The following is a 25,909-nucleotide window of genomic DNA, read 5'->3' on the forward strand; positions in this document are numbered from 1 at the left end:
GGCTCGTGAGACGTCCTGCCGTGCGCCGCGGATTCCGTTCAAGAGGGGAAGAAGGGGCCGGTTTGCTGTCCGCCGCCGCGGCGGGGGTGCCCGCAGATCATGTATCCGAGCGTCAGCATGAACACTCAGTAGCGGAAATACGCTGGTCAGCGCGGCGTCTGACCATGATCAACGAGCGTCATTTCAGCGTCAAGATATCGCCCGTAACGCCCGCAACGCGCATCATGCGCATCGGTAAAACCGCAGGTCAGGCGTCCTTCTTCACCGGCTCCAGGATCGCCACGCACTCCACGTGGTGCGTCATCGGAAACAGGTCGAAGGCGCGCAGCGTCCGCGTCCGGTAGCCCTCCTCGCGGAAGTACGCCAGATCGCGCGCGAGCGCCGCCGGGTCGCAGGCGACGTAGGCGATACGGCGGGGGGCGAGGGACGCGAGGTGGCGGACCGTCTGCTTGCCCGCGCCCGCGCGCGGCGGGTCGAGGACGATCAGGTCCGTCTCCGTGATGCCGGTGCGCGGGAGGATCCGGTCCACGCGGCCGTGTTCGATCCGGACCCGCGGCAGGTCGCCCAGATTGTGGCGGGCGTCCTCCACCGCGCGCTTCGAGGACTCGACGCCCAGCACCGCGCCCTGCTCGCCGACGCGTTCGGCGATGGCGCCCGCGAAGAGGCCGACCCCGCAGTAGAGGTCGAGCGCCGTCTCGCCCTTGCGCGGCATCAGGCCCTGCATGACCGCCTTCACCAGGGTGTCCGCGGCCTGCGGGTGGACCTGCCAGAAGCCGCCGTTGCCGACGCGGTACGTCCGGCCGTCGGCGCGCTCGCGGACGAACGCGCGGCCGTGGACGCGGTGGACAGCCCCGTCGCGCTCGTCGACGCGGAGCACCGAGACGGGCCGGTCCAGCTCCACCAGCGGCAGCCGGCCGCCCGGGCGGGGCGTGAGGACCACCTGGCGGTCGTGGGAGCCGGTCGCCGCGATCGCCTCCACGGAAGCCATTCCCGGCCACTCCCGCTTCTCCACGCCCAGTTCGTCGACCCCGGGCGCCGCGATCATGCAGTGGTCGATCCGCTCGACCTCGTGGGAGCGGTGGCGGCGCAGTCCGGCACGGCCGTCGGCGTCGATCGCGTACTGGACCCGGGTACGCCAGGCGGGCACCTGCCCGGCCGGGAGCTTGTCGCCCTCCGCGGGCATCACCGTGCCGTCCCAGCCGGCCTCCTCCGGCGTCAGCCCCGCGAGCCGCTCCAGCTGCTCGGCGATCACCTCGCCCTTGAACCGCCGCTGTGCGCCCGGCTTCACATGCTGCCAGTCGCAGCCACCGCACCGGCCGGGGCCGGAGAACGGGCACGGCGCCTCGACCCGGTCCTTGGCGGGTGCCAGGATCCGTACCGCGTCCGCCCGCAGGAAACGCGAGGTCTCGTCACCTTCCGTGACCTTCGCGATCACCTTCTCGCCGGGCAGCGAGTGCCGGACGAAGAGCACGCGGCCCTCGTCCGTGCGGGCGATGCAGTGGCCGCCGTGGGCGACGGGTCCGACCTCGACCTCGTACTCCTCACCCACCAGGGAGGCGGGGGAGACGGACGGGGTGTCGGACGTGTCGTGCGGCATGCGGTTGGCTCCAGGGGTTTCACGCGCTTCACGGCGGGGCAGCCCACCAGTCTACGCGGGCGGAGAGGGGCCGGCGCACCCCCGTTCCGGTCGGTCCGTGGCAGCAGTGCCCCCGCCCGGCCGGTCCGCGGCAGCAGTGCCCCCGTTCCGGTCGGCCGTGGGCAGCGGTGGCCCTGCCCGGTCGGTCCGTGAGGAGCCGTGCCCCCGCCCGGCCGGGCAGGGGCAGAACAGCGCCCCCGGCCCGTACTACTTGCGCGTACTCGGCTCCCGGTCCACCGGCCCCCGCCGTACCGAACCCGGCGCGCTCCAGTCCTGCCGTTTGCGCGCCCGCTCCTTCGCCGCCTCCGACGATACGAGCTGGTACGGCACCGAGGTCACCATGACCCCCGGGGTGAACAGCAGCCGGCCCTTCAGCCGCAGCGCGCTCTGGTTGTGCAGCAGATGCTCGTACCAGTGCCCCACCACGTACTCCGGGATGATCACACTGACCACATCCCGAGGGCTCTCCCGCCGCAGCCCCTTCACGTACTCGATGACGGGCCGGGTGATCTCCCGGTACGGGGAGTCGAGGATCTTCAGCGGGACGTTGATGTTCCGCCGCTCCCACTCCTCGCGCAGCGCCTTGGTGTCCGGCGGGTCGACGTTGATGCTGAGTGCCTCCAGCTTGTCGACCCGCATCAGTTTCGCGTACGCCAGGGCCCGCAGCGTCGGCCGGTGCACCTTCGACACCAGCACGATGGCGTGCACCCGCGAGGGCCGCACGCTGTCGTCGCTCGGCCCCTCGGCCGCCGCGATCTCCGCCGCCACCCGGTCGTAGTGCCGCCGGATCGCGCTCATCACCCCGTAGAAGAACACCATCCCCAGCAGCGCCACCCACGCTCCGTGCGTGAACTTGGTCGCCAGGACGACGACCAGCACCAGTCCGGTGAAGAACGCCCCGAAGGCGTTGATCGCCCGCGAGCGGATCATCCGGCGGCGGCGGGCCGGGTTCTTCTCCGTCCTCAGATGCCGGTTCCAGTGCCGGACCATGCCCGTCTGGCTGAGGGTGAAGGAGACGAACACCCCGACGATGTAGAGCTGGATGAGCTTCGTCGAGTCCGCCCCGTACGCCCACACCAGCAGTGCCGCCGCGCCCGCCAGCACGACGATGCCGTTCGAGAAGGCGAGCCGGTCGCCGCGGGTGTGGAGCTGGCGCGGCAGATACCGGTCCTGGGCCAGTATCGAACCGAGCAGCGGGAAGCCGTTGTACGCGGTGTTCGCGGCCAGGAAGAGCACCAGCGCGGTGGCCGCGGCCAGCAGTACGAAGAAGAACGTCCCGTCCCCGAAGACCGCGGCCGCGACCTGCGAGATCACCGGGTTCTGTACATAGTCGCCGCCGACCGGGACCCCGTCGCGCAGCAGCTCGTGCGCCGGATCCTCCGCCATCCGTACGTCGGAGGCCATCGCCAGCCCGATGATCCCGCAGAACATCGTCACGGCCAGCGCCCCCATCAGTGCCAGGGTCGTCGCCGCGTTCTTGGACTTCGGCTTGCGGAATGCCGGTACGCCATTGCTGATCGCCTCCACCCCGGTCAGTGCCGCACAGCCGGAGGAGAACGCCCGGAGCAGCAGAAAGACCAGCGCGAATCCGGCGAGCCCCGCCTCCTCGGCCTTCAGCTCCAGACCGGCTGTCGGCGCCTTCATCGTCTCGTCGAGTACGAGCCCCCGGTACGCGCCCCAGGCGATCATCCCGAACACCCCGACAACGAAGACATAGGTCGGGATCGCGAAGAGCTTCCCCGATTCCCGGACGCCGCGCAGATTCATCAGGGTCAGCAGCACGATGATCGTGACCGCGCAGAGAACCTTGTTCTCCACGACGAACGGGATCGCCGAACCGAGGTTCTCCACCCCGGAGGAGATCGACACCGCCACGGTCAGCACGTAGTCCACCAGCAGCGCGCTGGCGACGGTCAGACCGGCCTTGGGGCCCAGATTGGTGTTCGCGACCTCGTAGTCGCCGCCACCGCTCGGATAGGCGTGCACGTTCTGCCGGTACGACGCCACCACCGTGAACATCAGCACCACGACCGCCGCCGCGATCCACGGGCTGTAGCTGTAGGCCGAAACGCCCGCGATGGAGAGCACCAGCAGCACTTCGCCCGGCGCGTACGCCACGGAGGACAACGGGTCGGAGGCGAAGACGGGCAGCGCGATGCGTTTCGGGAGGAGCGTTTCTCCCAGTCGGTCGCTGCGCAGGGCCCTGCCGATGAGGATCCGTTTGGGCAGGTCGGTCAGTTTGGACACGGAGAGGATCGTAAGCGTTCGAATGGGCCTGACCCACCCGCCGCCCGGGGAGTGGGCCGGAATCCGTGGTTCCTCCGGCGCCGGGGGTCCCTTGGGGCACCGCGCGTGTGTAGCTTTGGCCGCGGTCTGAGACCCTTTAATCCCGGAGACCTTTAAGTCTCGGTAAAAACTGGAAGGGCACTCCGGGTGAATGTGCGGGAAAGCACATAAAGTCCAAAAAACGAGTAAAGAATATGGACGGTGGAAGGACGGTCGTGCACATCGTCATCATGGGTTGTGGGCGAGTGGGAGCCGCTCTCGCGCAGACCCTGGAGCATCAGGGGCACACGGTCGCCGTGATCGACCGGGATCCCACGGCCTTCCGCCGCCTGGGCTCCGGTTTCGGCGGCCGCCGGGTCACCGGTGTCGGGTTCGACCAGGACACCCTGCGCGAGGCGGGCATCGAGGAGGCCGGTGCCTTCGCCGCCGTCAGCAGCGGTGACAACTCCAACATCATCGCCGCCCGGGTCGCCCGGGAGATGTTCGGCATCGAGAACGTCGCGGCCCGGATCTACGACCCCCGGCGCGCCGAGGTCTACCAGCGGCTCGGCATCCCGACGGTCGCCACCGTCCGCTGGACGGCCGACCAGATGCTGCGGCGGCTGCTGCCGTCCGGCGCCGAACCGCTGTGGCGCGATCCCAGCGGGGGAGTGCAGATGGCCGAGGTGCACACCTCGTCCGCCTGGATCGGCCACAAGATCAGCCGGCTCCAGGACGAGACCGGGGTGCGTGTCGCGTTCCTCACCCGGCTGGGCGAGGCGGTCCTGCCGACCTCGCAGACCGTGCTCCAGGAGGGCGACCTCGTCCACGTGATGATGCGTACGGACGAGATCGAGAAGGTCGAGGCGGCCTTCGCCGAAGGCCCCGAGGAGGGCGGTCACTGATGCGGGTCGCAATCGCCGGAGCCGGCGCGGTGGGCCGTTCCATCGCGGGTGAGCTGCTGGAGAACGGACACGAGGTACTCCTCGTCGACAAGGCGCCGACCGCGATCTCCGTGGAGCGGGTGCCGCAGGCGGAGTGGCTGCTGGCCGACGCCTGCGAGATCACCTCCCTCGACGAAGCGGCGCTCCAGCGGTGCAATGTGGTCATCGCGGCCACCGGAGACGACAAGGTCAATCTGGTGGTGTCGCTCCTGGCGAAGACGGAGTACGCGGTTCCGCGGGTCGTCGCCCGGGTGAACAACCCCAAGAACGAGTGGCTCTTCAACGAGTCCTGGGGCGTCGACGTCGCCGTCTCCACCCCGCGGCTGATGTCGGCCCTGGTGGAGGAGGCGGTCAGCGTCGGAGACCTGGTCCGGCTGCTCCGCTTCAGCCACGGCGACGCCAACCTGGTCGAGCTGACCCTGCCGCCGGAGTCCACGCTCGCGGGCACCAGGATCGGCGATGTCGCCTGGCCCGAGGACACCTCCCTCGTCACCATCATCCGCGGTTCGCGGGTGCTGACCCCGAGCCCGGAGGAGACCCTGGAGGCGGGCGACGAACTCCTCTTCGTCGCCGCTCCCGCGCGCGAGGAGCAGCTGGAGGATCTGCTCTCCCCGCGCAACGAGGTCTGACGAACGCGCCGTAGGCGGGCGGGCGATCCGGTGCCGGTCCCTGCGGGCCGGGGCACCACCCACGGGGACCGGCTGCCCCGCGCCCGCCCGTCCGGGCTCCGAGGCGCCGGATCCCGCGGGCCGGGGGCCGTACCCCCGCGGGCCACGAGCCGGTGGTCCGGCTGCGGCCACCGGACGGTGCTCTGCGCTTCCGGTTGCCGGTACGGGCCGGACCGCCGGGCAGTCCTTACGGCGCCGCCCCGGCACACCCGCCGCCCGGCGGCAGCCCCGGGTTGCCCCCGAAGCCCGGCCACCGGCAGCCGCGCGGTCCGGTTCCGCGTCCGGTTCCGGTGAATGGACGCGGCCGGACGTCGCCGGGCGGGGCCGCGGACAGGGTCCCGGCACCGGTCCGGGAGGCCCGGCACCCCGTCCTCCCCGGAGGGGCTACGCGTCGTCCGGCCACACCCCGATATGGTCCCGCTCCAGCTCCAGCATCACCCGGTCCCGCATCCCCAGCGCCTCCGTGTACTCCGCGGGCAGCTGGAGCCGTCCGGCCCGGTCGAGCATCGCGTACTCGCGTGCGACCAGCGACTCCTGACCGGTCGCCGAGTCGACCTCCGTCCGCCGCAGGATCTCCGTCGACGTACGGCCGTCCCGGATCGCGACGGTACGGCGGACCTCCGACGCCACCGTCTGGTCGTGGGTGACGATCACGACCGTGGTCCCCAACTCCTCGTTGGCCCGCCGGAAAGCCGCGAAGATCTGCTCCGCCGTATGCGAGTCCAGCTCCCCGGTCGGCTCGTCCGCCAGCAGCACCGACGGCTCGTTCGCCAGCGCCACCGCGATCGCCACCCGCTGCTGCTGACCGCCCGACATCTGGTGCGGCCGCCGGTCGCGGCACTCCGCCACGCCCATCAGGCCCAGCAGCAGCTCCACCCGGGCCGTCTTCGCCGCCCGGCCGCGCATCTCCCGCGGCCCGTCCCGGCCCCGCAACTGAAGCGGAAGCGCCACGTTCTGCGCCGCCGTGAGATACGGCAGCAGATTCCGCGCCGTCTGCTGCCAGACGAAACCGACCACATCCCGGCGGTAGCTCAGCCGCTCCTTCGCGCCCATGGTCAGCAGGTCGTAGCCCGCCACGGAAGCCGCGCCCGCGGTCGGCACGTCGAGGCCCGCCAGAATGTTCATCAGGGTCGACTTCCCGCTGCCCGACGCACCCACCAGGGCCATCAGTTCGCCCTCGCGGACGAGCAGGTCGAGCCCCTGGAGCGCCTGTACCTCGACACCGTCGGCGGAGAAGATCCGGACCAGCCGGTCACAGGTGATCAGCGAGCCGTGCCCGTACTCGGGGCCCTTCCGCCGGGCCGTGACCCGCTCCTCCAGTTGCTCCAGCGTGGCCGCGGAGGACGCGGCCGAACGCGTACGCGCACTTGTGGTCGTACTCGGACTCGTCGGGTCCGTCATCGTGAATCTCCCACCCTCAGTTCGGTCGTCGAGCTACGCCGGGTGGTCAGCCAGGCCTGGACCGCGGCCACCCCCGCCGCGAGCACCACCACACCCGCCCCCGGCAGCAGCAGGCTCCAGGCGTCGACGGTCAGCTCCACCGGCACCCGGGACAGCGTCGTACCGCCCGAGGCATGTGCCAGTCTGCGCAGGTCCACTCCGGGGGAGAGCACCAGCACCACAGCCCACCCCACCAGGACGCCCCCGGCGCCCGCCAGTACCGATCCCGGCAGATTCTCCAGCACCAGCAGTCTCCGGCCCTGACGCCGGGTCAGGCCCATCGTGCGCAGCCGGGCCAGCAGCGCGATCCGCTCCGGCGCGGCCTGGAGCAGCGACAGCAGCAGCGCCAGTACCGCGTATCCGGCCGCCGCGGCCACCGCGACCGCGTAGACCCGCTCGGCCCCGGTCTGCACCGGGGACTCCGCGAACGCCGCCCGCTCCTCGGACCGCAGCGCCACCCGCGCCTCCCCGGACCCGTCCGCGCCCGAGACCGCGGCCCGCAGTGGTCCACCGGCCACCGAACCACCGCTGACCAGCAGGGTCGTCGCCGCCTTCGGGCCGGTCAGCGCGGCCGCGTCGACCAGGACGAAATCACCGTCCGACAGACCCGGGGTCAGCTCCCGCACCGCGGCGACCCGGACCGTGAGCGCGGCGCTCAGCGGGCCGATGGTCCTCGGTCCGCTGCCGAGCCGCTCCGCCGCACCGGGCGACACGACCACGGGCAGCGGTCCCGACTCGGGTTTGCGCAGCGCGTCGGCCGGGAAGCCGCCGAGCCCCGTGGAGCGCGCCAGCCGGGCGTACGCCCCCGGCTCGGCCGCCAGCAGCGTCACGCCCCGGGCATCGTCCCCGTCCCGCAGGCTCAGATCCGTCTCCCGGTACACCTCCACCACACCCGTCACGCCCGGTACCTTCCGTACCGCCTCCGCGACTCCCTTCGGCAGCGCACCCGCGGACTCCACCCGGGCATCGGCCCCGACCGACAGCACCGCCGCCCGGTCCCGGGCGTCCTCGACCCCCGCGAGCACCGAACCGCCGAACGCCGTTGTCACCAGTGCCAGGAGCAGTGCCAGCAGCGGCAGCACGGTGGTCGCCGGGGCCCGCCCGGCCCGGGTCAGGGCCAGAAAACCGATCGCGCCCCGCCGGCGGGCCACGGGCAGCGCCGCGAGCCGCAGCGGCAGCGGATACAACCGTACGAGAACGAGCGCGGCCACCACGCCCAGCAGCACCGGAGCGGCGCTGACCAACGGGTCCACGCCCTGCTCCGCACCGTCGGCGGTACCCCGTCTGCGCAGGGTCACCACCGCGGCGACGGCCAGTGCAAGGAGGGTCAGTTCGGCGACCGTACGGCGGCGGGAGGGCCGGGCCCGGACCACGTCCTCGCGCGCCCCGGACGGCCGCGGTCTGCGGTGCGCCAGTACGGCCCGCAGCGGCAGCGCGCCACAGGCCACGACCACCACCAGCACCGTGGCGGCCACCGAGGGCCACAACCGCCCCTCGGGAAGCAGCAGTACGGCGAGTGCCCCTCCGGCCACCGCGGCGGGCACCGCCGGAACCGCGGCCTCCGCGAGCAGCCGGCCCACCATCCCCGGCATCGAACCACCGCGCGCCCGCAGCAGTGCCAGCTCGGAGCGGCGACGGGAGGCCGCCAGGCCACCGGCCGTCAGCAGCACCACACCGATCACGCCGCCGACCCCGAAGGCGGCCACCGACACCACCGGACCGATGGCGCCCCGTACCTTCGCGTACTCCTCGAAGATCCCGGACAGGCCGGTCGCCACCTGGAGTTCGGGCCCGACCGCCGCCCGCAGCTCGGACAGCACCGGACCGTTCTCCACCGCGGCCACCGCCCCCCGCGCCGCGTCGAGATCGTGCGCACCGAGACCACCCGGGTCCACGGCGATCTGCCAGTACGGCTCCGCTTCCTCCTCCAGCGCCAGCAGCGCCCCGGCGGATTCGGGCGCCAGCAGCAGCGCCCCGTGCCAGTACGGCTGCGGCGGCATGTCGGGGGTGTAGAGGTACGAGGGGGTCCGCAGGACCGGTCGGACCGACCAGTAGGCCCCGGCGGGACGTACCGGTTCCACAATCCCCGTCACGGCGACGGCCAGCGGCTCGGCGCTGCCCCGGGGTATCCGGACGACCGTCCCGACCCGGATGCCGAGCGCCTTCGCGGTCGCCGCCGTCACCACGGCCTCGGTGGCCGGGTCGAACGGACCGGCGGTACGGGGCGCCGGCAGCCGCCCGGAGCGTACGGTCGCATGCTCGGCCAGTCCGGCCTGCGCGGCGAGGGTGAACGCCGGAACGCCACCGTCCAGTCCGACGAGTCCGGGCGCGTGGCCCCGCATCGGGCGCTGGGTCCGCACCCCGTGCGCCGACTCCCCGGCGTCCGCGCGCAGGGGCCCGGGAAGGTTCCCGGCGATCCGGCGCTGCCGCTCGGACATCTCCTGCGGGCCTACGGCCTTCCGCAGCGCCGGGTCCGCCGGATCGTACGGGGACTGCGGCGGGGCTGTGAACTGGAGCGTGCTCTGGTCCGCGGCGGCCACGGCCAGACCGTGGCGCAGCCCCTCGCCTTCGTACGCGTCGACCGCGCGGGGGAAGGCAGCACAGAGGAAAGCGGTCAGGCCGACGAGTACGAACAGCGCGACGGCGGGCAGCGGGGCGGTCCGCAGCCGGGTCCGTACCCAGGGCGCGACGGCCCTCATCGCACCCACCGCCCCGATACCGGCACCGATACCGATACTGGAACCGGTACCGGTACCGGCCGGCAGGCCGCACCGGACACCGCCGCGGGCGCCCCGGCGCTCCGGCGCGCGGGCGCCACCACGGACGCCCCGGCGCCCGGGGTCCCGCACGACCCCGCCGGCGTACGCCCGCTCCTCCGTTCCGGGCCCGCGCCCGGGGACCGCCGTTCCGTCACCGTCGCAGTCACCCTCACTCGCCTCCTTGCACCCGCAGCGCCGCCGCCGGTTCGGTCCTTCGCAGCATCAGCGCCGCCACGATCAGCACGGGGGCCGCCGCGACACCCACCAGCAGCAGGGCCACCCGGCCCGGGGGAAGTTCCACCAGCACCTCGGGGACCGGCCGAGTCGCCCCGCCCGTCAGGACGATCAGCGGTACGACGGCACGGGTGAGCACCGTCCCGAGGGCAGCCCCGATCAGCAGCCCCATACCGATCAGCACCGACTGCTCCACGGCCAGCAACCGGGCGGGCAGCCGCCGGGGCGCGCCCAGCGCCCGCAGCACCGCGAACTCCGCCGTACGCTCCCGCAGCGCTCCCACCGTGCCCACCGCGAAACCGACCGCGGCCAGCAGCGCGGCCACCGCCGCCGTCGCGAGCAGCGCCGACTGCGGGCCCGCGCCGAGCGGGTCCTCGTGCAGCTCACGTGCTATCTCGTCCCGTACCAGAATCTGCGACGGATCGATCTCGGCCCGCTCCCGCAGCGCCGCCGCGAGCTGTTCCGCGTGCCGCGGCAGGGCGAACAGCCACCACTCACCGGGAGCGAAGGACGCGGCGGGCCGCTCGGCGAGGACCCGATTGACCGCCCGCAGGTCGAGCAGCAGGGCACCGCCGTCGAGTTCGGGCCGTACGGCCGCGGGGTCGGCCGAGCCGGGCCCGGTCGTCGGTACGGCCTCCAGCACCCCCGCGATCCGGACGGTGATGTCACCGCCCTGCATCGGCACCTGGATCCGCGAACCGACCTTCGCGTCACCGGCGGCCAGGAAGGACTTGGTGGCCAGCGCGAGCGGCTCCGGCGCCGGCGGGCGTACCGCCGCGACCCGGACCGTGACGGAATGCGCCGGGCCCCAGCCGTCCGTGTACTCCGCGGTACCCGTGTGGTAGCGGAGGTCGACCGGGGCATCCGGCGACGCGGTCACCCTGCTGACGGCGGGCCGTACGGCGGCGGGGTCCGCGTCGGCCGTAGCGGCGGCGGCCGTGGCCCGCCAGGACAGCCCCTCGGGCACGGCCACCGGCCGCGCGGTCCCGTCAGGACCCGCCGCCCGGATCGTGCCGACGGTCAGCCTCTTGGGCGCCACCCGGTCCGGGAAGCCCTCCTCGTCGAACTCGACCGCGGTCAGCGCCAGCGGCCCCGCGGGACGCCCGACGGGCGCATCGGCGGCCTTCGCGAGGTCCAGCGCCACCCGGTGCCGCTTCCCGTCGGGGAGCAGATTGCTCAGGGGGAGGCGGTACGGGACGCCGTACCGGTCCTCCACGGTGACCGTGGCGGACAGCCCGCGCTCCCCGAAGGTGTTGGCGTCCAGGGCGGCGGTGCCGTGCGGCCCGTCATAGGCACCGCCCAGGGTGATGTCCAGCTCCAGCCGCCGGGTCCCGTCGGGCAGCACCACCCCGGCGCGCGGTTCGTCGCGCGGCTGAAGCGCTGCCACGGAACGGTGCGGATCCCCGCTCTCCGCGAGATCGCGCCGCAGCCGGAATCCACCACCGGCCGCGCCGTCGTCGCGCACCGCCGCCCGGCTCGCCGACAGCGCCGACCGGGTGTCCAGGGCCAGCACGGTCGCCTGGCGCCCGCCGGTCAGCGGCATCGTCTGCCGGGCGGCGGGGGCGGCGATCCGCAGCCCCGGCATCCCGTCGAACACCCCGCCCTGCCCGAACTGGACCGTGCTCCCGCCGAGCACCCGCACCGGGGCACCCGCCCGGAAGTCCGCCTGATCGTCCTGCGAACGGTCCCACGAAGCACTCTGACCGATCGCCAGCATGCCCAGCGCGACCGCCAGCACCAGCAGCAGCGCGGGGCCCGCGCCGCGCGCCGGACGACGGCTGAGCTGCCAGCCCGCGAGCGCCGACGTCAGACCCCGGCCACGCACCGCCCGCCGCTCGGCGAGCCGGGCCGCGGGCGGCAGCAGCCGCAGCGTCAGTACGGTCCCGGCCAGCAGCGCCAGCGACGGGGCCACCACCAGCAGCGGGTCGATCCCCAGAGCACCGGCGCGGTCACCGCTCAGCGCCCCGCTGCCCGATGTCCGCCGCTCCAGCTGCCAGTACGCCACCCCGGCGACCGCGACCAGCGCGATATCGGCGCCCGCCCGCACCGGCGCGGGCAGCGTACCGGCCCGCCCCCGGGACCGGCGGGCCGCACCGATCGCCGGCGCCACCACCGCCGCCGCGCAGGCCAGCGCCACCAGCGCGCCCACCAGCCAGACCGAGGCGGTCGGCGCCGTGTCCACCCGCAGCCCGATCCTGGCCGGCAGCCCCTGACCCGCGAGCAGCGCGGTCAGCGGACCGGCGAGCAGCGGCGCACCGACGACGGCAGGGAGCGCCAGGAACAGGGCCTCCAGCGCCGACAGGGCGGCGATCCGGCGCCTCGACGCACCGCGCGCCAGCAGGACCCGGGTCTCGGCCTCCCGCTCCGTACTCAACAGCCGGGCCACCATCAGCAGCGCGTACCCCGCGAGCAGAACCAGCTGCAACGAGACGATCAGCAGCGTCGCGCGGGCCACCAGCAGGGCCCGCTCCATCCGGTCGAGGACCTCCGGCAGGGACGTCTTCGCCACCACACCGCCCTTGAGGGCGGGCTCCGCGGACAGCTGCTTCTGACTCTGGCGCACGGACGAGCGGAGCGTGTCGATCCGGTCCGCTTCCAGGACGGAGAAGTCCGCGGTCGCCAGCCAGGAAGGACCACTCTTGGCGATCCGCTCGGAGGTGAAGGCACGGGGGTCCGTGAGCAGCGGCCCGTAGGTGGTGAACACGTCCGTGCGGACACTGCGCCCGCGGAGTTCGTCCAGTTGCCAGTACGGATCACCACGGTCGTGGACCCGGTAGACGCCGGCCACCCGGATCTGCACCGCGGGTCCGCCGAGGCGGCTGGCGAGGGTCAGCACCCGCGGTCCCGCGGTCAGCTTCAGGGCCCGCGCGGCCGCCTCCGGCAGTGCGACCTCTACCACCGGGCCCACCGCCGAGGACGAGGGCCAGGCCCCCGACACCAGCCGGACCCGGGAGCGGTCCACGACCGCCAGCATGGTCAGATCCGGTTCCCCCTGGCGGGCAGCGGGCGGCTGGAGCGCCCGGGGGAGGGAGTAGGGCGCCGAACGCTCGAACGGCCGCAGGGTGACGGGCAGCCCGTCGAAGGCCCGCTCGGCACCGCGCTGCGCGCCTCGTCCGGCGGCGGCCCGGTCCGCGGACGAGTCCTCGGAGGTGATGATCAGCGAGGCGGCGGCCGCGTCCCGGGACTGCAGCGCATGGCGCAGTCCGGCGTCCCCGACGGAACCGGCGAAGGCGGCGAGAGCGGCCAGCACCGAAGCGGTGAGCAGCACGGCGAGCAGCGCGGCGGACAGCAGCAGCCGGTGCCCGCGCGCACGGTGGAACAGAAACGCCGTCACCGTTCATCCCCCTGTAGCCCTGTACGAGCCGCCCCCGAAAAAACTTTCGAGCTGGGATCGTTGCAGAGGGCACCCGGGGGAAGCACGCTCGGGCCCCGGAGTTGATCAGATCGTGACCGTGGGGGAAAGCGTTTTCAGCGTTCGGCGCGAAGCGCTTCCCGCTCAGTTCCCGGGCTGTTCGGCGGCCCGGGCGGCCTTGCGCTCCGCCTCGGCCCGCTCCTCCGCCTCCATCTCCGCGAACACGTCGATCGGCGGCGGCGCCTTGGCCAGGAAGACCCAGGTCAGATAGACGGCCAGCAGGAACGGCGGGATCTTGAGCGCCACCAGCACCCAGCCCAGCTCGGTCGTATCGGCCCACCAGTAGAGCGGGAAGAGGATCGCGCACTTGGCGAGCAGGATCGCGCCCCAGGCGTAGCTGGCCTTCGTATACGCCTTCTTGCGGCCGGGGTTACGGGTCCGCCAGGACATGTTCTCCTTGAAGACCGGGCCCAGCATCAGCCCGATCAGCGGCACACCTGCCACCGCGGTCGCGACGTACGCCACGCCGAGCCCCAGGGTGTAGAGCATGCCCGGCAGATAGAAGTCCTTCGCATTGCCGGTCATCATCGCGAAGACCACGCCGAAGGCGACGCCGAAGACCCCGCTGAATGCGTGCTTGACCGTGCCCTTGAGCACCAGCCGGGCGGCGACCAGCACCAGCGCGACCGCCAGTGCGGCGATCGCGGAGGCGTGGAGGTTCTGGTTGATCGTGTAGATGGTGACGAACAGCAGACCGGGGACGACCGTCTCCACCATGCCGCGGATGCCGCCGAAGGCGTCGAAGAGGGCGGCCTCGGTGACCGCCCTGACATCGGCCTCGTCGGGGGCGACGGCGCCCGCCGGGGCCCCGTCCGGCCCCTGCGCGCCCGGCACCGGTGAGCCCGCGGAGGGCAGGTCCGGTGCAGAGGTCGCCGGGGAGGACGAGGGGGAGGGGGTGGTGGTCGGCTTGTCGAAAGACGTCACCGGCTACTCCTGTCCGAGCGGTCGGAGTTCGTATTTGGGGTTGAACAGCACACGACGGCCGTGGCTCATGGAGATCCGGCCCGAAGCTATGAGCCTGCGGCCCGGCTCGATGCCCACGATGGAGCGGCGGCCGAGCCACACGATGTCCAGCGGGGCCGTGCCGTCGAACAACTCGGCCTCCAGGGCGGGCACCCCGGCCCGGGGACGCAGGGTCACCGTCCGCAACGTACCAGTGACGCGGACGATCTGGCGATCCGTGCATTCGGCGATCCGGGTGCACCCGGACACCTGTGCGTCCACCCGCAGTTCCTCCGACTCCAGGTCCTGCCGCGAACTGGACAGGCGGTCGAACATACGGCGGAGACGGCCGACCGGTTTCGGGTCCGGACCGACCGGCCCGGACCCGGGTCCGGAACCGCTTCCGGACGTCCCGGATGGAGGTGCGCTCATGCCGCAAGCGTACCGGCCCCGGCCGGAACGCCACCCGGTGCGGCAAGCGCCTGTGGACAACCCGGGACGGCCCGGGGGAGCCCGGCCCGGGGCCGTCACCGGCGGCTACCGGCGCACTACCGCTCGAAGCGGTAGCCCATGCCCGGCTCGGTGACGAAGTGTCTCGGGTGCGACGGATCGGCCTCCAGCTTCCGCCGCAGCTGGGCCATGTAGACACGGAGGTAGTTGGTCTCGGTCCCGTAGGAAGGTCCCCAGACCTCCTGGAGGAGCTGCTTCTGGCTGACCAGCCGGCCGGTGTTCCGGACCAGCACCTCCAGCAGATGCCACTCGGTCGGGGTCAGCCGGACGTCCCGGCCGTCACGGTTGACCTTCTTCGCGGCCAGATCGACCGTGAAGCCGTCGGTCTCGACGACGACATCGTCCTCGCCGCCGCCCACCGGCTCGGCCCGGCGGACCGCGGCCCGCAGCCGGGCCAGCAACTCGTCCATCCCGAAGGGCTTGGTCACATAGTCGTCGGCGCCCGCGTCGAGCGCCTCGACCTTCTCGTCCGAGGTCTGACGGGCGGAGAGCACCAGGATCGGGACCCGGGTCCAGCCGCGCAGACCCCTGATGACCTCCACCCCGTCCATATCGGGCAGGCCCAGGTCGAGTACGACGACATCGGGGTGACGGGCGGCGGCCAGCTGGAGCGCGGTCGCCCCGTCGGGTGCCGCGTCCACCTCGTACTTGCGCGCCTTCAGGTTGATCACGAGGGCGCGTACGATCTGCGGCTCGTCGTCGACCACCAGCACCCTGGTCATGCGCGGCCTGCCTTTCTGTCCTTCAGCTGTTGCCTTGTTCGCGTGGTTCGCTTCGTTCCGGGCGCCCGCGGAGAGCCCTGTGGCCGCGGGGCTCACGGCCCACCGCCGCCGCCCGGGGCCCGGCGGGATCCGCGAGCCGGGTCCGGACCGGCCCCCGAGCCGGACGCCGACACCGGAGCAGCACCCCCGGCGCTGCGCATCACGAGGTGACCTGCGCGGGGAGATCGGGGGCCGCGGGCTCCGTCCCCGGCGCCACCATCAGGGTCAGCACCATGGTCATCCCACCGCCCGGGGTGTCCTCGGCCGTGAGCGTGCCGCCCATGGCCTCCACGAAACCGCGGGCCACGGCGAGCCCCAGCCCCACCCCCGCGCCGCGCGGCGCGTCCCCGTACCGCTGGAACGGCTCGAAGATCCGCTCCTTCTCGTCGTCCGGCACCCCCGGACCCCGGTCCGCGACCCGGACCTCCACCCGCTCGCCCAGGGTGCTCGCGGCCACCGCCACCGGCGTCGCGTCCGGGCTGTACTTGACGGCGTTCTCCACGATGTTCGCCACGGCCCGCTCCAGCAGCCCCCGGTCGACGGTGACCATCGGCAGCGTCTCGGGAATGTCCAGCTCGACGCTCTCGTCCGGCACTCCGACCAGGGCCATGGGAACCACCTCGTCGAGATCGGTCACCCGCATCAACGGGGTGACCGTACCCGTCTGGAGACGGGACATGTCGAGAAGGTTCCCCACCAGCTGGTCAAGTCTGTCGGCACCGTCCTCGATGCCCTCCAGCAGTTCGGCCTCGTCCTCGTCGGACCAGGCCACATCGTCCGATCTCAGCGAGGTGACGGCCGCCTTGATCGCCGCGAGAGGAGTCCGCAGATCATGGCTGACGGCGGCCAGCAGCGCGGTACGGATACGGTTGCCCTCCGCGAGCCTGCGGGCCTCCTCCGCCTCCCCGACCAGCCGCTGACGGTCGAGGACCACGGCCGCCTGGGCCGCGAAGGCGGCCAGCACCCGGCGGTCCTCCGCGGGCAGCACCCGGCCCGACAGTGCCAGCGCCATATGGTCCCCGACGGGCATGTCGACATCGGCGTCCTCCGGCCGGACGACCGACCGGGGGCCGACGCTGCCCGCCGTGGTCCACGGGTCCACGTCGCTCTTCCGCTCCAGCAGGGCCACCGACTCCATGCCGAAGGTCTCCCGGACCCGCTGGAGCAGTGCGTCCAGCGAGGTCTCCCCGCGCAGCACACTCCCGGCGAGGAAGGACAGGATCTCCGACTCCGCCCGCAGCCGGGCCGCCTGGTGGGTGCGGCGCGCCGCCAAGTCCACCACGGAGGCCACCGCCACGGCGACGGCGAAGAAGATCACGATCGCGACGATGTTCTTCGGGTCGTACACGGTGAGGGTGTGCACGGGCGGGGTGAAGTAGTAGTTCAGCAGCAGGGACCCCACGGCCGCGGACGCCAGGGCCGGCAGCAGCCCGCCCAGCAGCGCCGCCATGACCGTGGCGAAGAGGAAGAGCAGGACGTCGTTGGCGAGCCCGAGGGAATCGTCGAGGGCCCTCAGCAGCAGCGCCAGCAGGACCGGGGCGGCGACGCCGACCAGCCAGCCCGAGACGATCCGCGACCGTCCGAGCCGGGCGCCGCGCGCCACCGGAAGCCCCCGGCCCTTGCCCGCCTCGTCGTGGGTGACGATATGGACGTCCAGATCGGGCCCGGAATCCCGGGCCACCGTCGCGCCCACCCCCGGGCCGAAAATGTACTGCCAGGTCTTGCGGCGGCTGGAGCCCAGCACGATCTGGGTGGCGTTCACCCCGCGCGCGAACTCCAGCAGCGAGGAGGGGATGTCGTCGCCGATGACATGGTGGAACGTCCCCCCGAGATCCTCCACCAGGGTCCGCTGGACCGCCAGCTCCTTCGGCGACGCCGAGGTCAGACCGTCGCTGCGGGCGATGTAGACCGCGAGGATCTCACTGCCCGAACCCTTGGCCGCCATCCGGGCCGCCCGGCGGATGAGGGTCCGCCCCTCGGGCCCGCCGGTCAGCCCGACCACGATCCGCTCACGGGCCTGCCAGGTCGAGCGGATGTTGTGCTCGCCCCGGTACTGCTGGAGGTACTCGTCGACCCGGTCCGCCACCCACAGCAGCGCCAGCTCCCGCAGCGCGGTCAGATTCCCGGGCCGGAAGTAGTTCGACAGGGCCGCGTCGACCTTGTCCGACTTGTAGATATTGCCGTGGGCCATCCGGCGGCGCAGCGCCTGCGGTGCCATGTCGACCAGTTCGATCTGGTCGGCCCGCCGCACCACCTCGTCCGGGACGGTCTCCCGCTGCCGTACCCCCGTGATCGACTCCACGACGTCGCCGAGTGACTCGAAGTGCTGGATGTTGACGGTCGATATCACGTCGATCCCGGCCGCCAGCAGCTCCTCCACATCCTGCCAGCGCTTGGCGTTGCGCGAGCCGGGCACGTTCGTATGCGCCAGCTCGTCCACCAGGGCCACGGCGGGGCGCCGCTCCAGGACGGCGTCCACGTCCATCTCGGTGAACACCCCACCGCGGTACTCCAGCTCGCGGCGGTGGATCTGCTCCAGACCGTGGAGCATCACCTCGGTCCGCGGCCGGTCATGGTGCTCCACGAAGGCCACCACGCAGTCGGTGCCCCGCTCCACCCGGCGGTGGGCCTCGGAGAGCATCGCGTACGTCTTGCCCACACCCGGCGCTGCGCCGAGGTAGATCCGAAGCTTGCCGCGTCCCATGGCCCCATTGTCTTTCAGGAAGGCGTTCAGGCGTTCCGGCCGTCACGCTCGTGCGCTGCGATGACGATACGGCGCGGGAAGCGGGCAAATCGGGCGGGGTGGTGGGGCCGGAGAAGGTATTGACGCGATTCTGATGCGCGCCTCCCCGGGGCCGGCCCCTCCGCCCACCTGCGGCAGAGCCCGCCGGCCCGGCCCGTGGTCAGTGCTCGGTTATCTCCCCGTCGTGCAGCTCCAGCACCCGGTCCGCCAGCCCGAGGAGCTGGTTGTCGTGGGTGGCGACGAGCGCGGTGACCCCTTCGGCCCGGACGACCGCCCGGAGCAGCTCCATCACCGAGAGCCCGGTCTCCGCGTCGAGCTGGCCCGTCGGCTCGTCGGCGATCAGCAGGGCGGGACGGTTGGCGAGGGCCCGTGCGATGGCCACCCGCTGCTGCTGGCCGCCGGAGAGTTCCGTGGGCCGCTGGGCGGCGTGATCCGCGAGACCGACCAGCGCGAGCAGCAGCTCCACGCGCTCGTCCCGCTCCTTCACCGGCGCCCTCCGCAGCCGCAGCGGCACCCCCACGTTCTCCGCGGCCGTCAGGATCGGGATCAGTCCGAAGGACTGGAAGACAAAGCCGATCCGGTCGCGCCGCAGCGCCAGCAGACCGTCCTCGTCCAGCCCGGCCGGATCCGTACCGTCGAGGAAGATGCGCCCCTCGTCGGGTTCGTCGAGACCGCCGACGAGATTCAGCAGCGTCGTCTTCCCCGATCCCGACCGGCCCTTCAGCGCCACCAGCTCACCCCGGGGCACCTCGAAGGAGACCCCCCGGAGCGCATGCACCGCGCCGGCTCCCGAGCCGTACGTCCGGTGCAGATTCTCCACTCGCACCATCGGCCCCTCGGCGGCCGCGCCGCCCGGCCCGTCCACCACGGCCGCCGTACCGCTCCGCCCGTCGCTGCTCATCCTTGCCCCCCGGTGGTTCCCGTCGTCCGTCCCGGATCGAGCGCCGCGGGTACGGGCCGTACGGGCTCCGCACCCGCGCCCGGCCTGTCCGTCCCCACCGCTCATCCGGTGTTTTCGGCACAGTACGGGGAAACGGCGACGGGCCGCACCCCCTGTGGATAACTCGGGGTGCGGCCCGTCGGACGTTTCGCCACGGAGGCCGTCCGGCCAGGTCAGCGGACTTCGGTGATCTCCGGGCCCCGCTGGAGCTGTCCCATGCCGCCGGAGAAGCGGGAACCGGCCTGCTCCTCCTGCTGGACGCCCTCGGGCACCATCTGCGCGTCCTCGGGAAGCTTGAGGACGATCGGATCACGGGGCGCCATCGGTCCGTCACCGCGGACCACGACCGTGTCGCGGAAGATCTGCTCCAGCAGACCTGCGGCCTCGGGCTGAACCGCACCCTGGCCGGAGATCACCCCGCGCAGGAACCAGCGCGGCCCGTCGACGCCGACGAAACGCACCAACTGCACCCCGCCCGTGCCGTCCGGAAGCTGCACCGGCACCTGGGCCCGCAGCTCCCAGCCGAGCGGACCCTCGACCTCGTCGATCACACCGCCCTGCTGGGTGATACCGCCGGCGATCTCGTCGCGGACCTCTCCCCAGATGCCTTCCTTCTTCGGCGCGGCGAAGGCCTGGAGCTGAACGGCGCTGTCCCGCAGGACGACCGTCGCGGCGACGATCGCGTCACCGGCGACCTCCACCCGCAGCTCCATGCCCTCGACCCCGGGCACGAACAGTCCGCCCAGGTCGACCCGCCCCTCGGCGGGCTTGGACACCTCGGAAAGGTCCCAGGGGCCGTCGGGCCGCGGGGCCGGAGGAAGGTTCACCCGCTGGGGTGCGACGTCGTCGGCGTCAGCGCCGGCTTCGTCCGGCCCGTCGAGGGCCGCGTCGACCTGCTCGGTCTCGCCCGCTGCGTCCGCGTCCTTCGCGGAACCACTCTTCTTGCGACGTCCGAACACGTCACTGTCCTTCCCGGTCGGATACGACGGAAGCGTATCTGTTCCCACCCGTTGAGCCATCCGTTGTGCCGCCCACGGCGGCATGGCCGCCGGTGGACCCGAAGCCCCCCTCGGCCCGTGCCGAGCCGGGAAGCTCCGCCACCTCGTGGAAGCGCACCTTCTCGACCTTCTGGACGACAAGCTGGGCGATACGGTCGAAACGCTCGAACCGCACGCTCTCCCGCGGGTCGAGATTGACCACGATCACCTTGATTTCCCCACGGTACCCGGCGTCAATCGTCCCAGGGGCATTCACAAAGGCTACTCCGCAGCGGGCCGCGAGGCCCGAGCGCGGATGGACGAAGGCGGCGTACCCGTCGGGGAGCGCCACGGAGATCCCGGTCGGCAGCACCGTCCGCTCCCCGGGCGCCAGAACCGCGGCCTCGCAGGTCACCAGGTCGGCACCGGCATCGCCCGGATGCGCGTACGAGGGCAGCGGCACCTCGGGGTCGACCCGGCGGATCAGCACATCGAGAGGGCTGAGGGGGCTGGACATCAGGGGTTCACCTCGAAAGCGCGTGCGCGGCGGATCTGGTCGGGGTCGGCCATGGCGGCCTCGATCTCCTGGGCGCGGCCGTTGTCGATGAAGTGATCGACTCCGACCTCGACGAAAAGGGCGTTCGCGCGGGCGGCGAGCGGCCCGTCGGGACCGCCGATCCGGCCCTCGGCACGAGCGTAGAGCTTGCGTCCGGCCACCGCGGTCACCTCGGCCCGGAGGAACAGCACGGCCCCGACGGGCACGGGGCGGACGAAATCGGTCTCCAGCCGGCCGGTGACCGCGATCGTCCGCAGCAGCCAGGTCACGGAGCCCAGCGCTTCGTCGAGCGCGCCCGCCAGCACCCCGCCGTGGGCGAGCCCCGGGGCGCCCTGGTGGGCCGGCTTCACCGTGAACTCGGCCGTGATGCTCACGCCCTCCCCGGCCCGCGCCGCCAGGTGCAGTCCGTGTTCCTGGTCCCCTCCGCAGCCGAAGCACTGTTCGTAGTGGGTACCGACCAGCTCGCCGGGCGCGGGGGCGTCCGGATGGCGTACCGGTGGTACGGCATCGGCCGGAGGTGTCACGGCCGAAGGGCGGACGGCCGCCGGGCCCGGGCCCGGCACGGGGTCCGGCCCCGGTGGATTTGCAGTGCTCACAGGCGCAGACCTTACCCGCGGTCTGCCCCCTGCCTCACGTGAGCACCGTCGTCCGCCCGCGTACGCCCGGCTCGCACCGGCAGCACACCGCCGACAGCGGGGTGGCATCTCGTACGCATGTGCCCACGGTCCGGTGGATCCCCGGGGGCCGTCGCCGGTGCCACGGCGCCGCCGTACCCCCACGAGAAACGCCCGGCAGGCCGTGCCAAGCTTGGCCGTATGCAGCCCCCCGCCCCGGCCGCCGCGCCGCGCTACGAAGAACGACTGACCGCCCCGGCACTGTGGTGGGTGATCTGCGGCCTGCTGGGCCTCACGGGCGGGCTCACGGTCTTCCCGGTCGGCCTGCTGCCGACGATCGTCGCCGTGGTCGCGGTGACGCTGCTCTCCGGCGCGCTGGTGAGTTCGTACGGCAGCGCCCGTATCCGGGTGGTGGCCGGCTCCCTGGTCGCGGGGGACGCCCGGATTCCGCTGACGGCCCTCGGCGAGCCCGAGGTGCTCGACCCGGAGGAGGCCCGTGCCTGGCGCTCGTACAAGGCGGATCCCAGGGCCTTCATGCTGCTGCGCAGCTATGTGCCGACCGCGGTGAAGGTCATGGTCACCGACCCGGCCGACCCCACTCCGTACGTCTATCTGTCCACGCGCGATCCCGAGGCCCTGGCCGCCGCGCTGTCCGGACGGTCCGCGGGGGAGTGACCGCGAAGCGCTCCGGGTTCCGGCCGTGAGTGCCCGTGAGTGACGGATGAGTGGCCGGAGCCCGTCCCGGCCGGGTATCGGGTCCACGGGCACGGCAGCGGTACCCCTGGCGCACCGAGAGGGAGCGGGGGCCGCTGCGGGCCCCCGGCACAGATTCTGACGGGAAACGGTAAGAGGGGCTCAGCGCTCCAGCTCACGGGCCCGGTGACCGGGCTCCGGAGACAGCTCCAGAGGCTGCTGCGGCTGCTCCAGGGGCGGTAGCTCCAGCGCGTCCCACGACACCCGACGGGCCCGCAGGTCCTTACGGATGCGCTCGGCGAGCTGCCGGGTGTCCCGGCGGTTGATCACGGCGCCCACGGCCGCACCGATCATGAACGGCAGCAGATTCGGCAGATTCCGGATCATCCGCTTCATGATCTGCTGACGCAGCTCGCGCTTCAGCCCGCTGCTCACCAACGCCGCGTTCTTGTACGTCGACGGCTTGGTCACGTCGATGCCGCGCTCTTCCGACCAGGTGGTCAGATAGACGGCGCTGCGCTCCTTGAGCGTGCCCGGCGGACGCTGGCCGTAGACCTCGTACAGCTCGGCGATCAGTTTGAGTTCTATCGCGGCCACACCGGTGATCTCGGTGGCCAGCTCCGCGGGCATCGCGGGGGGTACGGGCAGCATCGCCGCGGCTCCCACGCCCGCGCCTACGGTCGCGGTCCCGTTGGCCGCGCCCGCGACCAGCTTGTCGGCAAGCTGTTCGGGGTCCAGGCCCGGGAACTGTGACCGGAGGGTCGCCAGATCGCGCACCGGGATGCGCGGGGCGTTCTCGATGATCCGGTCGGCGAGATAGCCGACGGTCGCCCGGGCGCTCTGCCCGCTTCTGCGGACGCCCCGGCGCATACCGGCCAGTCGGCCGGCCTTCTCCGGAACCTGCTCCACCGCCGCGTCCGCAGCCGAGGGCTGCGACGGCACGGGGAGTGCGTCGGACGAGGCCGAGGGACCTCGCCCGCCCTCTCCCACGGAATGGGGCAGGAGGGCGGCCGAGTGCTCGCCCAGGGGCTCAGGAGCCCCGGACGGTCCCGTACCGCCCTGATGCGTCTCCGACGGCTTCAGCCGCCCGAAGCGCCGCTTCCTCGACGGTGTCTCGCCTGCCACGGCCGACCGGACCTTACTCGCAGTCGCGGCAGATCGGCTGACCGTTCTTCTCACGGGCCAGCTGGCTGCGGTGGTGGACCAGGAAGCAGCTCATGCAGGTGAACTCGTCGGCCTGCTTGGGCAGCACCCGGACGGCCAGTTCCTCGTTGGAGAGGTCCGCGCCGGGCAGCTCCATGCCCTCTGCGGCCTCGAACTCGTCGACGTCGACGGTCGAGGTCGACTTGTCGTTCCGCCGGGCCTTCAGTTCCTCAAGGCTGTCCGAATCGACGTCGTCGTCGGTCTTGCGTGGGGTGTCGTAGTCCGTTGCCATGTGTCGCTCTCCCCCTCTGGGTGTGATTGCGGTGTCTCCAGCGCACGTAACGCGTGAGAGGCCGGACTTGTGCCCGACCTGAGGCGGAGATTTTGCCTCACATCAAGGTCTGTTACTCAATCGACACCCAACCGGATCCCCCGGGAGTGATCGGGTTGGATGGCGATGGGGACCGTACACGATCCGAAGATTGCAGCTCACGGGCGCCACCCCGTGTACTTCCCGTGATCCGGACCCCCGGAAACCCGGACTTTTACCGGCTTTCCGGAAGGAGCGTGATCACGGAGAGTGGATGGTCCGAAAATCGCCCTTGTGATTGATCACACACGGACAACCCTGGAACAGGTCCCGAAAATTCCGCCCAAAGCGAACGGATTTTCTCGTCCCGAGGACCGGTCCCCGCCGGATTTCAGAGCGGCAGGGTGACGCGCATCACGAGCCCACCGCCCTCACGGGGCTCCGCGATGATACGGCCCCCGTGGGCCCGGACCACCGACCGCACGATCGACAGGCCGAGTCCGACGCCCTTGTCGCTCCCCGTCCGCTCCTGTCGCAGCCGGCGGAAGGGCTCGAAGATGTTGTCGGTCTCGTACGCCGGGACCACGGGTCCGGTGTTCTCCACCACCAGCTCCGCACGGCCCGTTCCGGTCCGGGTGGTCACCTCGACCCAGCCGTCGTCCGGCACGTTGTACCGGACGGCGTTCTGGACCAGGTTCAGGGCCACCCGCTCCAGCAGTACGCCATTGCCCGAGACGACCGCGGGCTCACGCTCCCCGCGGATCTCCACACCCCGCTCGGCCGCCTCGCCGCGGGTCTGGTCGACCGCCCGGGTCGCGACCTCCGCCAGATCGACGGGCTTGTGCTCGACGATCTGGTTCTCGCTCCGGGCGAGCAGCAGCAGTCCCTCCACGAGCTGCTCGCTCCGCTCGTTCGTGGCCAGCAGCGTCTTGCCGAGCTGCTGGAGCTCCACCGGGGCGCCGGGATCGGAGAGATGCACCTCCAGCAGGGTGCGGTTGATCGCCAGCGGGGTCCGCAGCTCGTGGGAGGCGTTGGCGACGAACCGCTGCTGGGAGGTGAAGGCGCGCTCCAGCCGGGCCAGCATCTCGTCGAAGGTGTCCGCCAGCTCCTTCAGCTCGTCCTCCGGCCCGTCGAGCTTGATCCGGCGCGACAGATCCGAACCGGCGACCTGGCGGGCGGTACGGGTGATCCGGCCCAGCGGCGACAGCACCCGGCCCGCCATGGCGTAACCGAACGCGAAGGCGATGATGCTCAGCCCCAGCAGGGCGAAGAGGGAGCGGCGCAGCAGGTCGTTGAGCGCCACCTCGCGCTGGTGCGCGAAGCACTGCGTGAGGGCGGCGGTGAACTCCTCGCTCGTGCCGTCGGCGGGGAGATTGCAGCCGCTCGTGGTCTCCTGGAACTTCCCGGAGATGATCTTGAACGGCAGATTGCTGTTGCTGCCGTCGTGCAGTGCCTGGGCGGCCAGCAGATAGATGATCGACAGCAGCAGGATGCCCGCGATCAGGAACATCCCGCCGTACAGCAGGGTGAGCCTTATCCGGATCGTGGGCCGCAGCAGCGGGCGGACCGGAGTACGCGGGTCCCAGGACGGTTTCGGGGGCACCTTCGGAGGCGCGGGGGCGGCCGGCACGGATCAGATCCGGTATCCGGAACCCGGCACGGTGACGATCACCGGCGGCTCCCCGAGCTTGCGGCGCAGGGTCATCACGGTCACCCGCACCACGTTCGTGAACGGGTCGGTGTTCTCGTCCCAGGCCTTCTCCAGCAGCTGCTCGGCCGAGACCACCGCGCCCTCGCTGCGCATCAGCACCTCCAGCACCGCGAACTCCTTCGGCGCGAGCTGGATCTCCCGGCCGTCCCGGAACACTTCCCGGCGGTTCGGGTCCAGCTTGATCCCGGCGCGCTCCAGCACGGGCGGCAGCGGCACCGTCGTCCGCCGCCCCAGCGCCCGCACCCGGGCGGTCAGCTCGGTGAACGCGAACGGCTTGGGCAGATAGTCGTCGGCGCCCAGCTCCAGCCCCTCGACCCGGTCCGATACGTCCCCCGATGCGGTCAGCATCAGCACCCGGGTCGGCACGCCCAGCTCCACGACCTTGCGGCACACGTCGTCGCCGTGGACCAGTGGCAGATCGCGGTCGAGTACCACCACGTCGTAGTCGTTCACACCGATCCGCTCCAGCGCGGCGGCGCCGTCGTACACCACGTCGACCGCCATGGCCTCCCGGCGCAGCCCGGTGGCCACCGCATCGGCGAGCAGCTGCTCGTCCTCGACGACGAGTACGCGCACGTCGCGATCCTTCCCTTGGCCCCGTCGACCCGATCGGGGCATGTCCGTGCACTGTCTGTGCGCTTCCATCCTGCC

Annotated in this window: 20 protein-coding genes; 3 read left to right on the plus strand and 17 right to left on the minus strand. The window is 72.2% G+C overall.

Going from position 1 to position 25,909, the window contains the following annotated elements; genetic code table 11:
- Positions 1 to 247: 247 nt before the first annotated feature.
- Together ACIQ9E_RS00895 and ACIQ9E_RS00900 are read right to left on the minus strand one after the other, a co-directional pair.
- Positions 248 to 1,597: a class I SAM-dependent RNA methyltransferase gene (locus tag ACIQ9E_RS00895; RefSeq protein WP_403699898.1), complete on the minus strand. Its 1,350-nt coding sequence runs from the start codon at positions 1,595 to 1,597 to the stop codon at positions 248 to 250.
- Between the two features lie 246 nt (positions 1,598 to 1,843).
- Entirely contained in the window at positions 1,844 to 3,883 is a 2,040-nt protein-coding gene (locus ACIQ9E_RS00900) for an APC family permease (RefSeq protein ID WP_403699901.1), read from the minus strand.
- 254 nt (positions 3,884 to 4,137) lie between these two features.
- Here ACIQ9E_RS00900 and ACIQ9E_RS00905 point away from each other — a divergent pair, with 254 nt between their 5' ends.
- Positions 4,138 to 4,806: a TrkA family potassium uptake protein gene (locus ACIQ9E_RS00905; RefSeq protein ID WP_006345915.1), complete on the plus strand. Its 669-nt coding sequence runs from the start codon at positions 4,138 to 4,140 to the stop codon at positions 4,804 to 4,806.
- On the plus strand, positions 4,806 to 5,474 hold the full coding sequence (locus tag ACIQ9E_RS00910) for a TrkA family potassium uptake protein (RefSeq protein WP_366264459.1): 669 nt from the start codon (positions 4,806 to 4,808) through the stop codon (positions 5,472 to 5,474). Before ACIQ9E_RS00905 ends, ACIQ9E_RS00910 begins: the two co-directional genes overlap by 1 nt.
- 423 nt (positions 5,475 to 5,897) lie before the next feature.
- Here ACIQ9E_RS00910 and ACIQ9E_RS00915 read toward each other — a convergent pair whose 3' ends face one another.
- The 11 genes from ACIQ9E_RS00915 to ACIQ9E_RS00965 all read right to left on the minus strand — a co-directional run bounded on the left by ACIQ9E_RS00915 (position 5,898) and on the right by ACIQ9E_RS00965 (position 21,350).
- On the minus strand, positions 5,898 to 6,914 hold the full coding sequence (locus tag ACIQ9E_RS00915; protein ID WP_403699904.1) for an ABC transporter ATP-binding protein: 1,017 nt from the start codon (positions 6,912 to 6,914) through the stop codon (positions 5,898 to 5,900).
- Entirely contained in the window at positions 6,911 to 9,652 is a 2,742-nt protein-coding gene (locus tag ACIQ9E_RS00920; RefSeq protein ID WP_403699906.1) for an FtsX-like permease family protein, read from the minus strand. Before ACIQ9E_RS00920 ends, ACIQ9E_RS00915 begins: the two co-directional genes overlap by 4 nt.
- A 229-nt stretch (positions 9,653 to 9,881) precedes the next feature.
- Complete coding sequence (locus ACIQ9E_RS00925; RefSeq protein WP_403699909.1) at positions 9,882 to 13,280, minus strand: FtsX-like permease family protein; 3,399 nt, start codon at positions 13,278 to 13,280, stop codon at positions 9,882 to 9,884.
- Positions 13,281 to 13,442: 162 nt separating this feature from the next.
- Positions 13,443 to 14,282, minus strand: coding sequence for a DUF3159 domain-containing protein (locus tag ACIQ9E_RS00930; protein WP_403699912.1), 840 nt, complete (start codon positions 14,280 to 14,282; stop codon positions 13,443 to 13,445).
- Between the two features lie 3 nt (positions 14,283 to 14,285).
- Positions 14,286 to 14,636 (minus strand): OB-fold nucleic acid binding domain-containing protein, encoded by a 351-nt coding sequence (locus tag ACIQ9E_RS00935; RefSeq protein ID WP_403699915.1) that lies wholly within the window; start codon positions 14,634 to 14,636, stop codon positions 14,286 to 14,288.
- A 212-nt stretch (positions 14,637 to 14,848) separates the two neighbouring features.
- Positions 14,849 to 15,532, minus strand: coding sequence for a response regulator (locus ACIQ9E_RS00940; RefSeq protein WP_403699918.1), 684 nt, complete (start codon positions 15,530 to 15,532; stop codon positions 14,849 to 14,851).
- A gap of 199 nt (positions 15,533 to 15,731) precedes the next feature.
- Positions 15,732 to 18,275 (minus strand): ATP-binding protein, encoded by a 2,544-nt coding sequence (locus ACIQ9E_RS00945; protein WP_403699921.1) that lies wholly within the window; start codon positions 18,273 to 18,275, stop codon positions 15,732 to 15,734.
- 199 nt (positions 18,276 to 18,474) lie between these two features.
- A complete protein-coding gene (locus tag ACIQ9E_RS00950; protein WP_403699924.1) occupies positions 18,475 to 19,215 on the minus strand; it encodes an ABC transporter ATP-binding protein in 741 nt (246 codons plus the stop codon).
- 212 nt (positions 19,216 to 19,427) lie between these two features.
- Positions 19,428 to 20,213, minus strand: coding sequence for a DUF3710 domain-containing protein (locus ACIQ9E_RS00955; protein WP_403699927.1), 786 nt, complete (start codon positions 20,211 to 20,213; stop codon positions 19,428 to 19,430).
- Between the two features lies 1 nt (position 20,214).
- Positions 20,215 to 20,748 carry a dUTP diphosphatase gene (gene dut, locus ACIQ9E_RS00960; RefSeq protein ID WP_006345902.1) on the minus strand — a complete coding sequence of 178 codons (534 nt, stop codon included), beginning with the start codon at positions 20,746 to 20,748 and terminating at the stop codon, positions 20,215 to 20,217.
- Complete coding sequence (locus ACIQ9E_RS00965; protein WP_403701255.1) at positions 20,748 to 21,350, minus strand: PaaI family thioesterase; 603 nt, start codon at positions 21,348 to 21,350, stop codon at positions 20,748 to 20,750. The genes dut and ACIQ9E_RS00965 overlap by 1 nt, the downstream gene beginning before the upstream one ends.
- 252 nt (positions 21,351 to 21,602) lie before the next feature.
- Here ACIQ9E_RS00965 and ACIQ9E_RS00970 point away from each other — a divergent pair, with 252 nt between their 5' ends.
- Positions 21,603 to 22,076 (plus strand): DUF3093 domain-containing protein, encoded by a 474-nt coding sequence (locus ACIQ9E_RS00970; RefSeq protein ID WP_403699930.1) that lies wholly within the window; start codon positions 21,603 to 21,605, stop codon positions 22,074 to 22,076.
- A gap of 180 nt (positions 22,077 to 22,256) precedes the next feature.
- Here ACIQ9E_RS00970 and ACIQ9E_RS00975 read toward each other — a convergent pair whose 3' ends face one another.
- From ACIQ9E_RS00975 to ACIQ9E_RS00990, 4 genes are all read right to left on the minus strand, one after another.
- A complete protein-coding gene (locus ACIQ9E_RS00975) occupies positions 22,257 to 23,219 on the minus strand; it encodes a hypothetical protein (RefSeq protein WP_403699933.1) in 963 nt (320 codons plus the stop codon).
- A gap of 13 nt (positions 23,220 to 23,232) precedes the next feature.
- Entirely contained in the window at positions 23,233 to 23,529 is a 297-nt protein-coding gene (locus ACIQ9E_RS00980; RefSeq protein ID WP_006345898.1) for a DUF4193 domain-containing protein, read from the minus strand.
- A gap of 409 nt (positions 23,530 to 23,938) precedes the next feature.
- Entirely contained in the window at positions 23,939 to 25,177 is a 1,239-nt protein-coding gene (locus tag ACIQ9E_RS00985) for a sensor histidine kinase (protein WP_403699937.1), read from the minus strand.
- 3 nt (positions 25,178 to 25,180) lie between these two features.
- Positions 25,181 to 25,834: a response regulator transcription factor gene (locus tag ACIQ9E_RS00990; protein WP_006345896.1), complete on the minus strand. Its 654-nt coding sequence runs from the start codon at positions 25,832 to 25,834 to the stop codon at positions 25,181 to 25,183.
- Positions 25,835 to 25,909: the final 75 nt, after the last annotated feature.

Origin of the sequence: Streptomyces sp. NPDC094448 (assembly GCF_044763775.1) — a bacterium.
Lineage (GTDB): Bacteria > Actinomycetota > Actinomycetes > Streptomycetales > Streptomycetaceae > Streptomyces.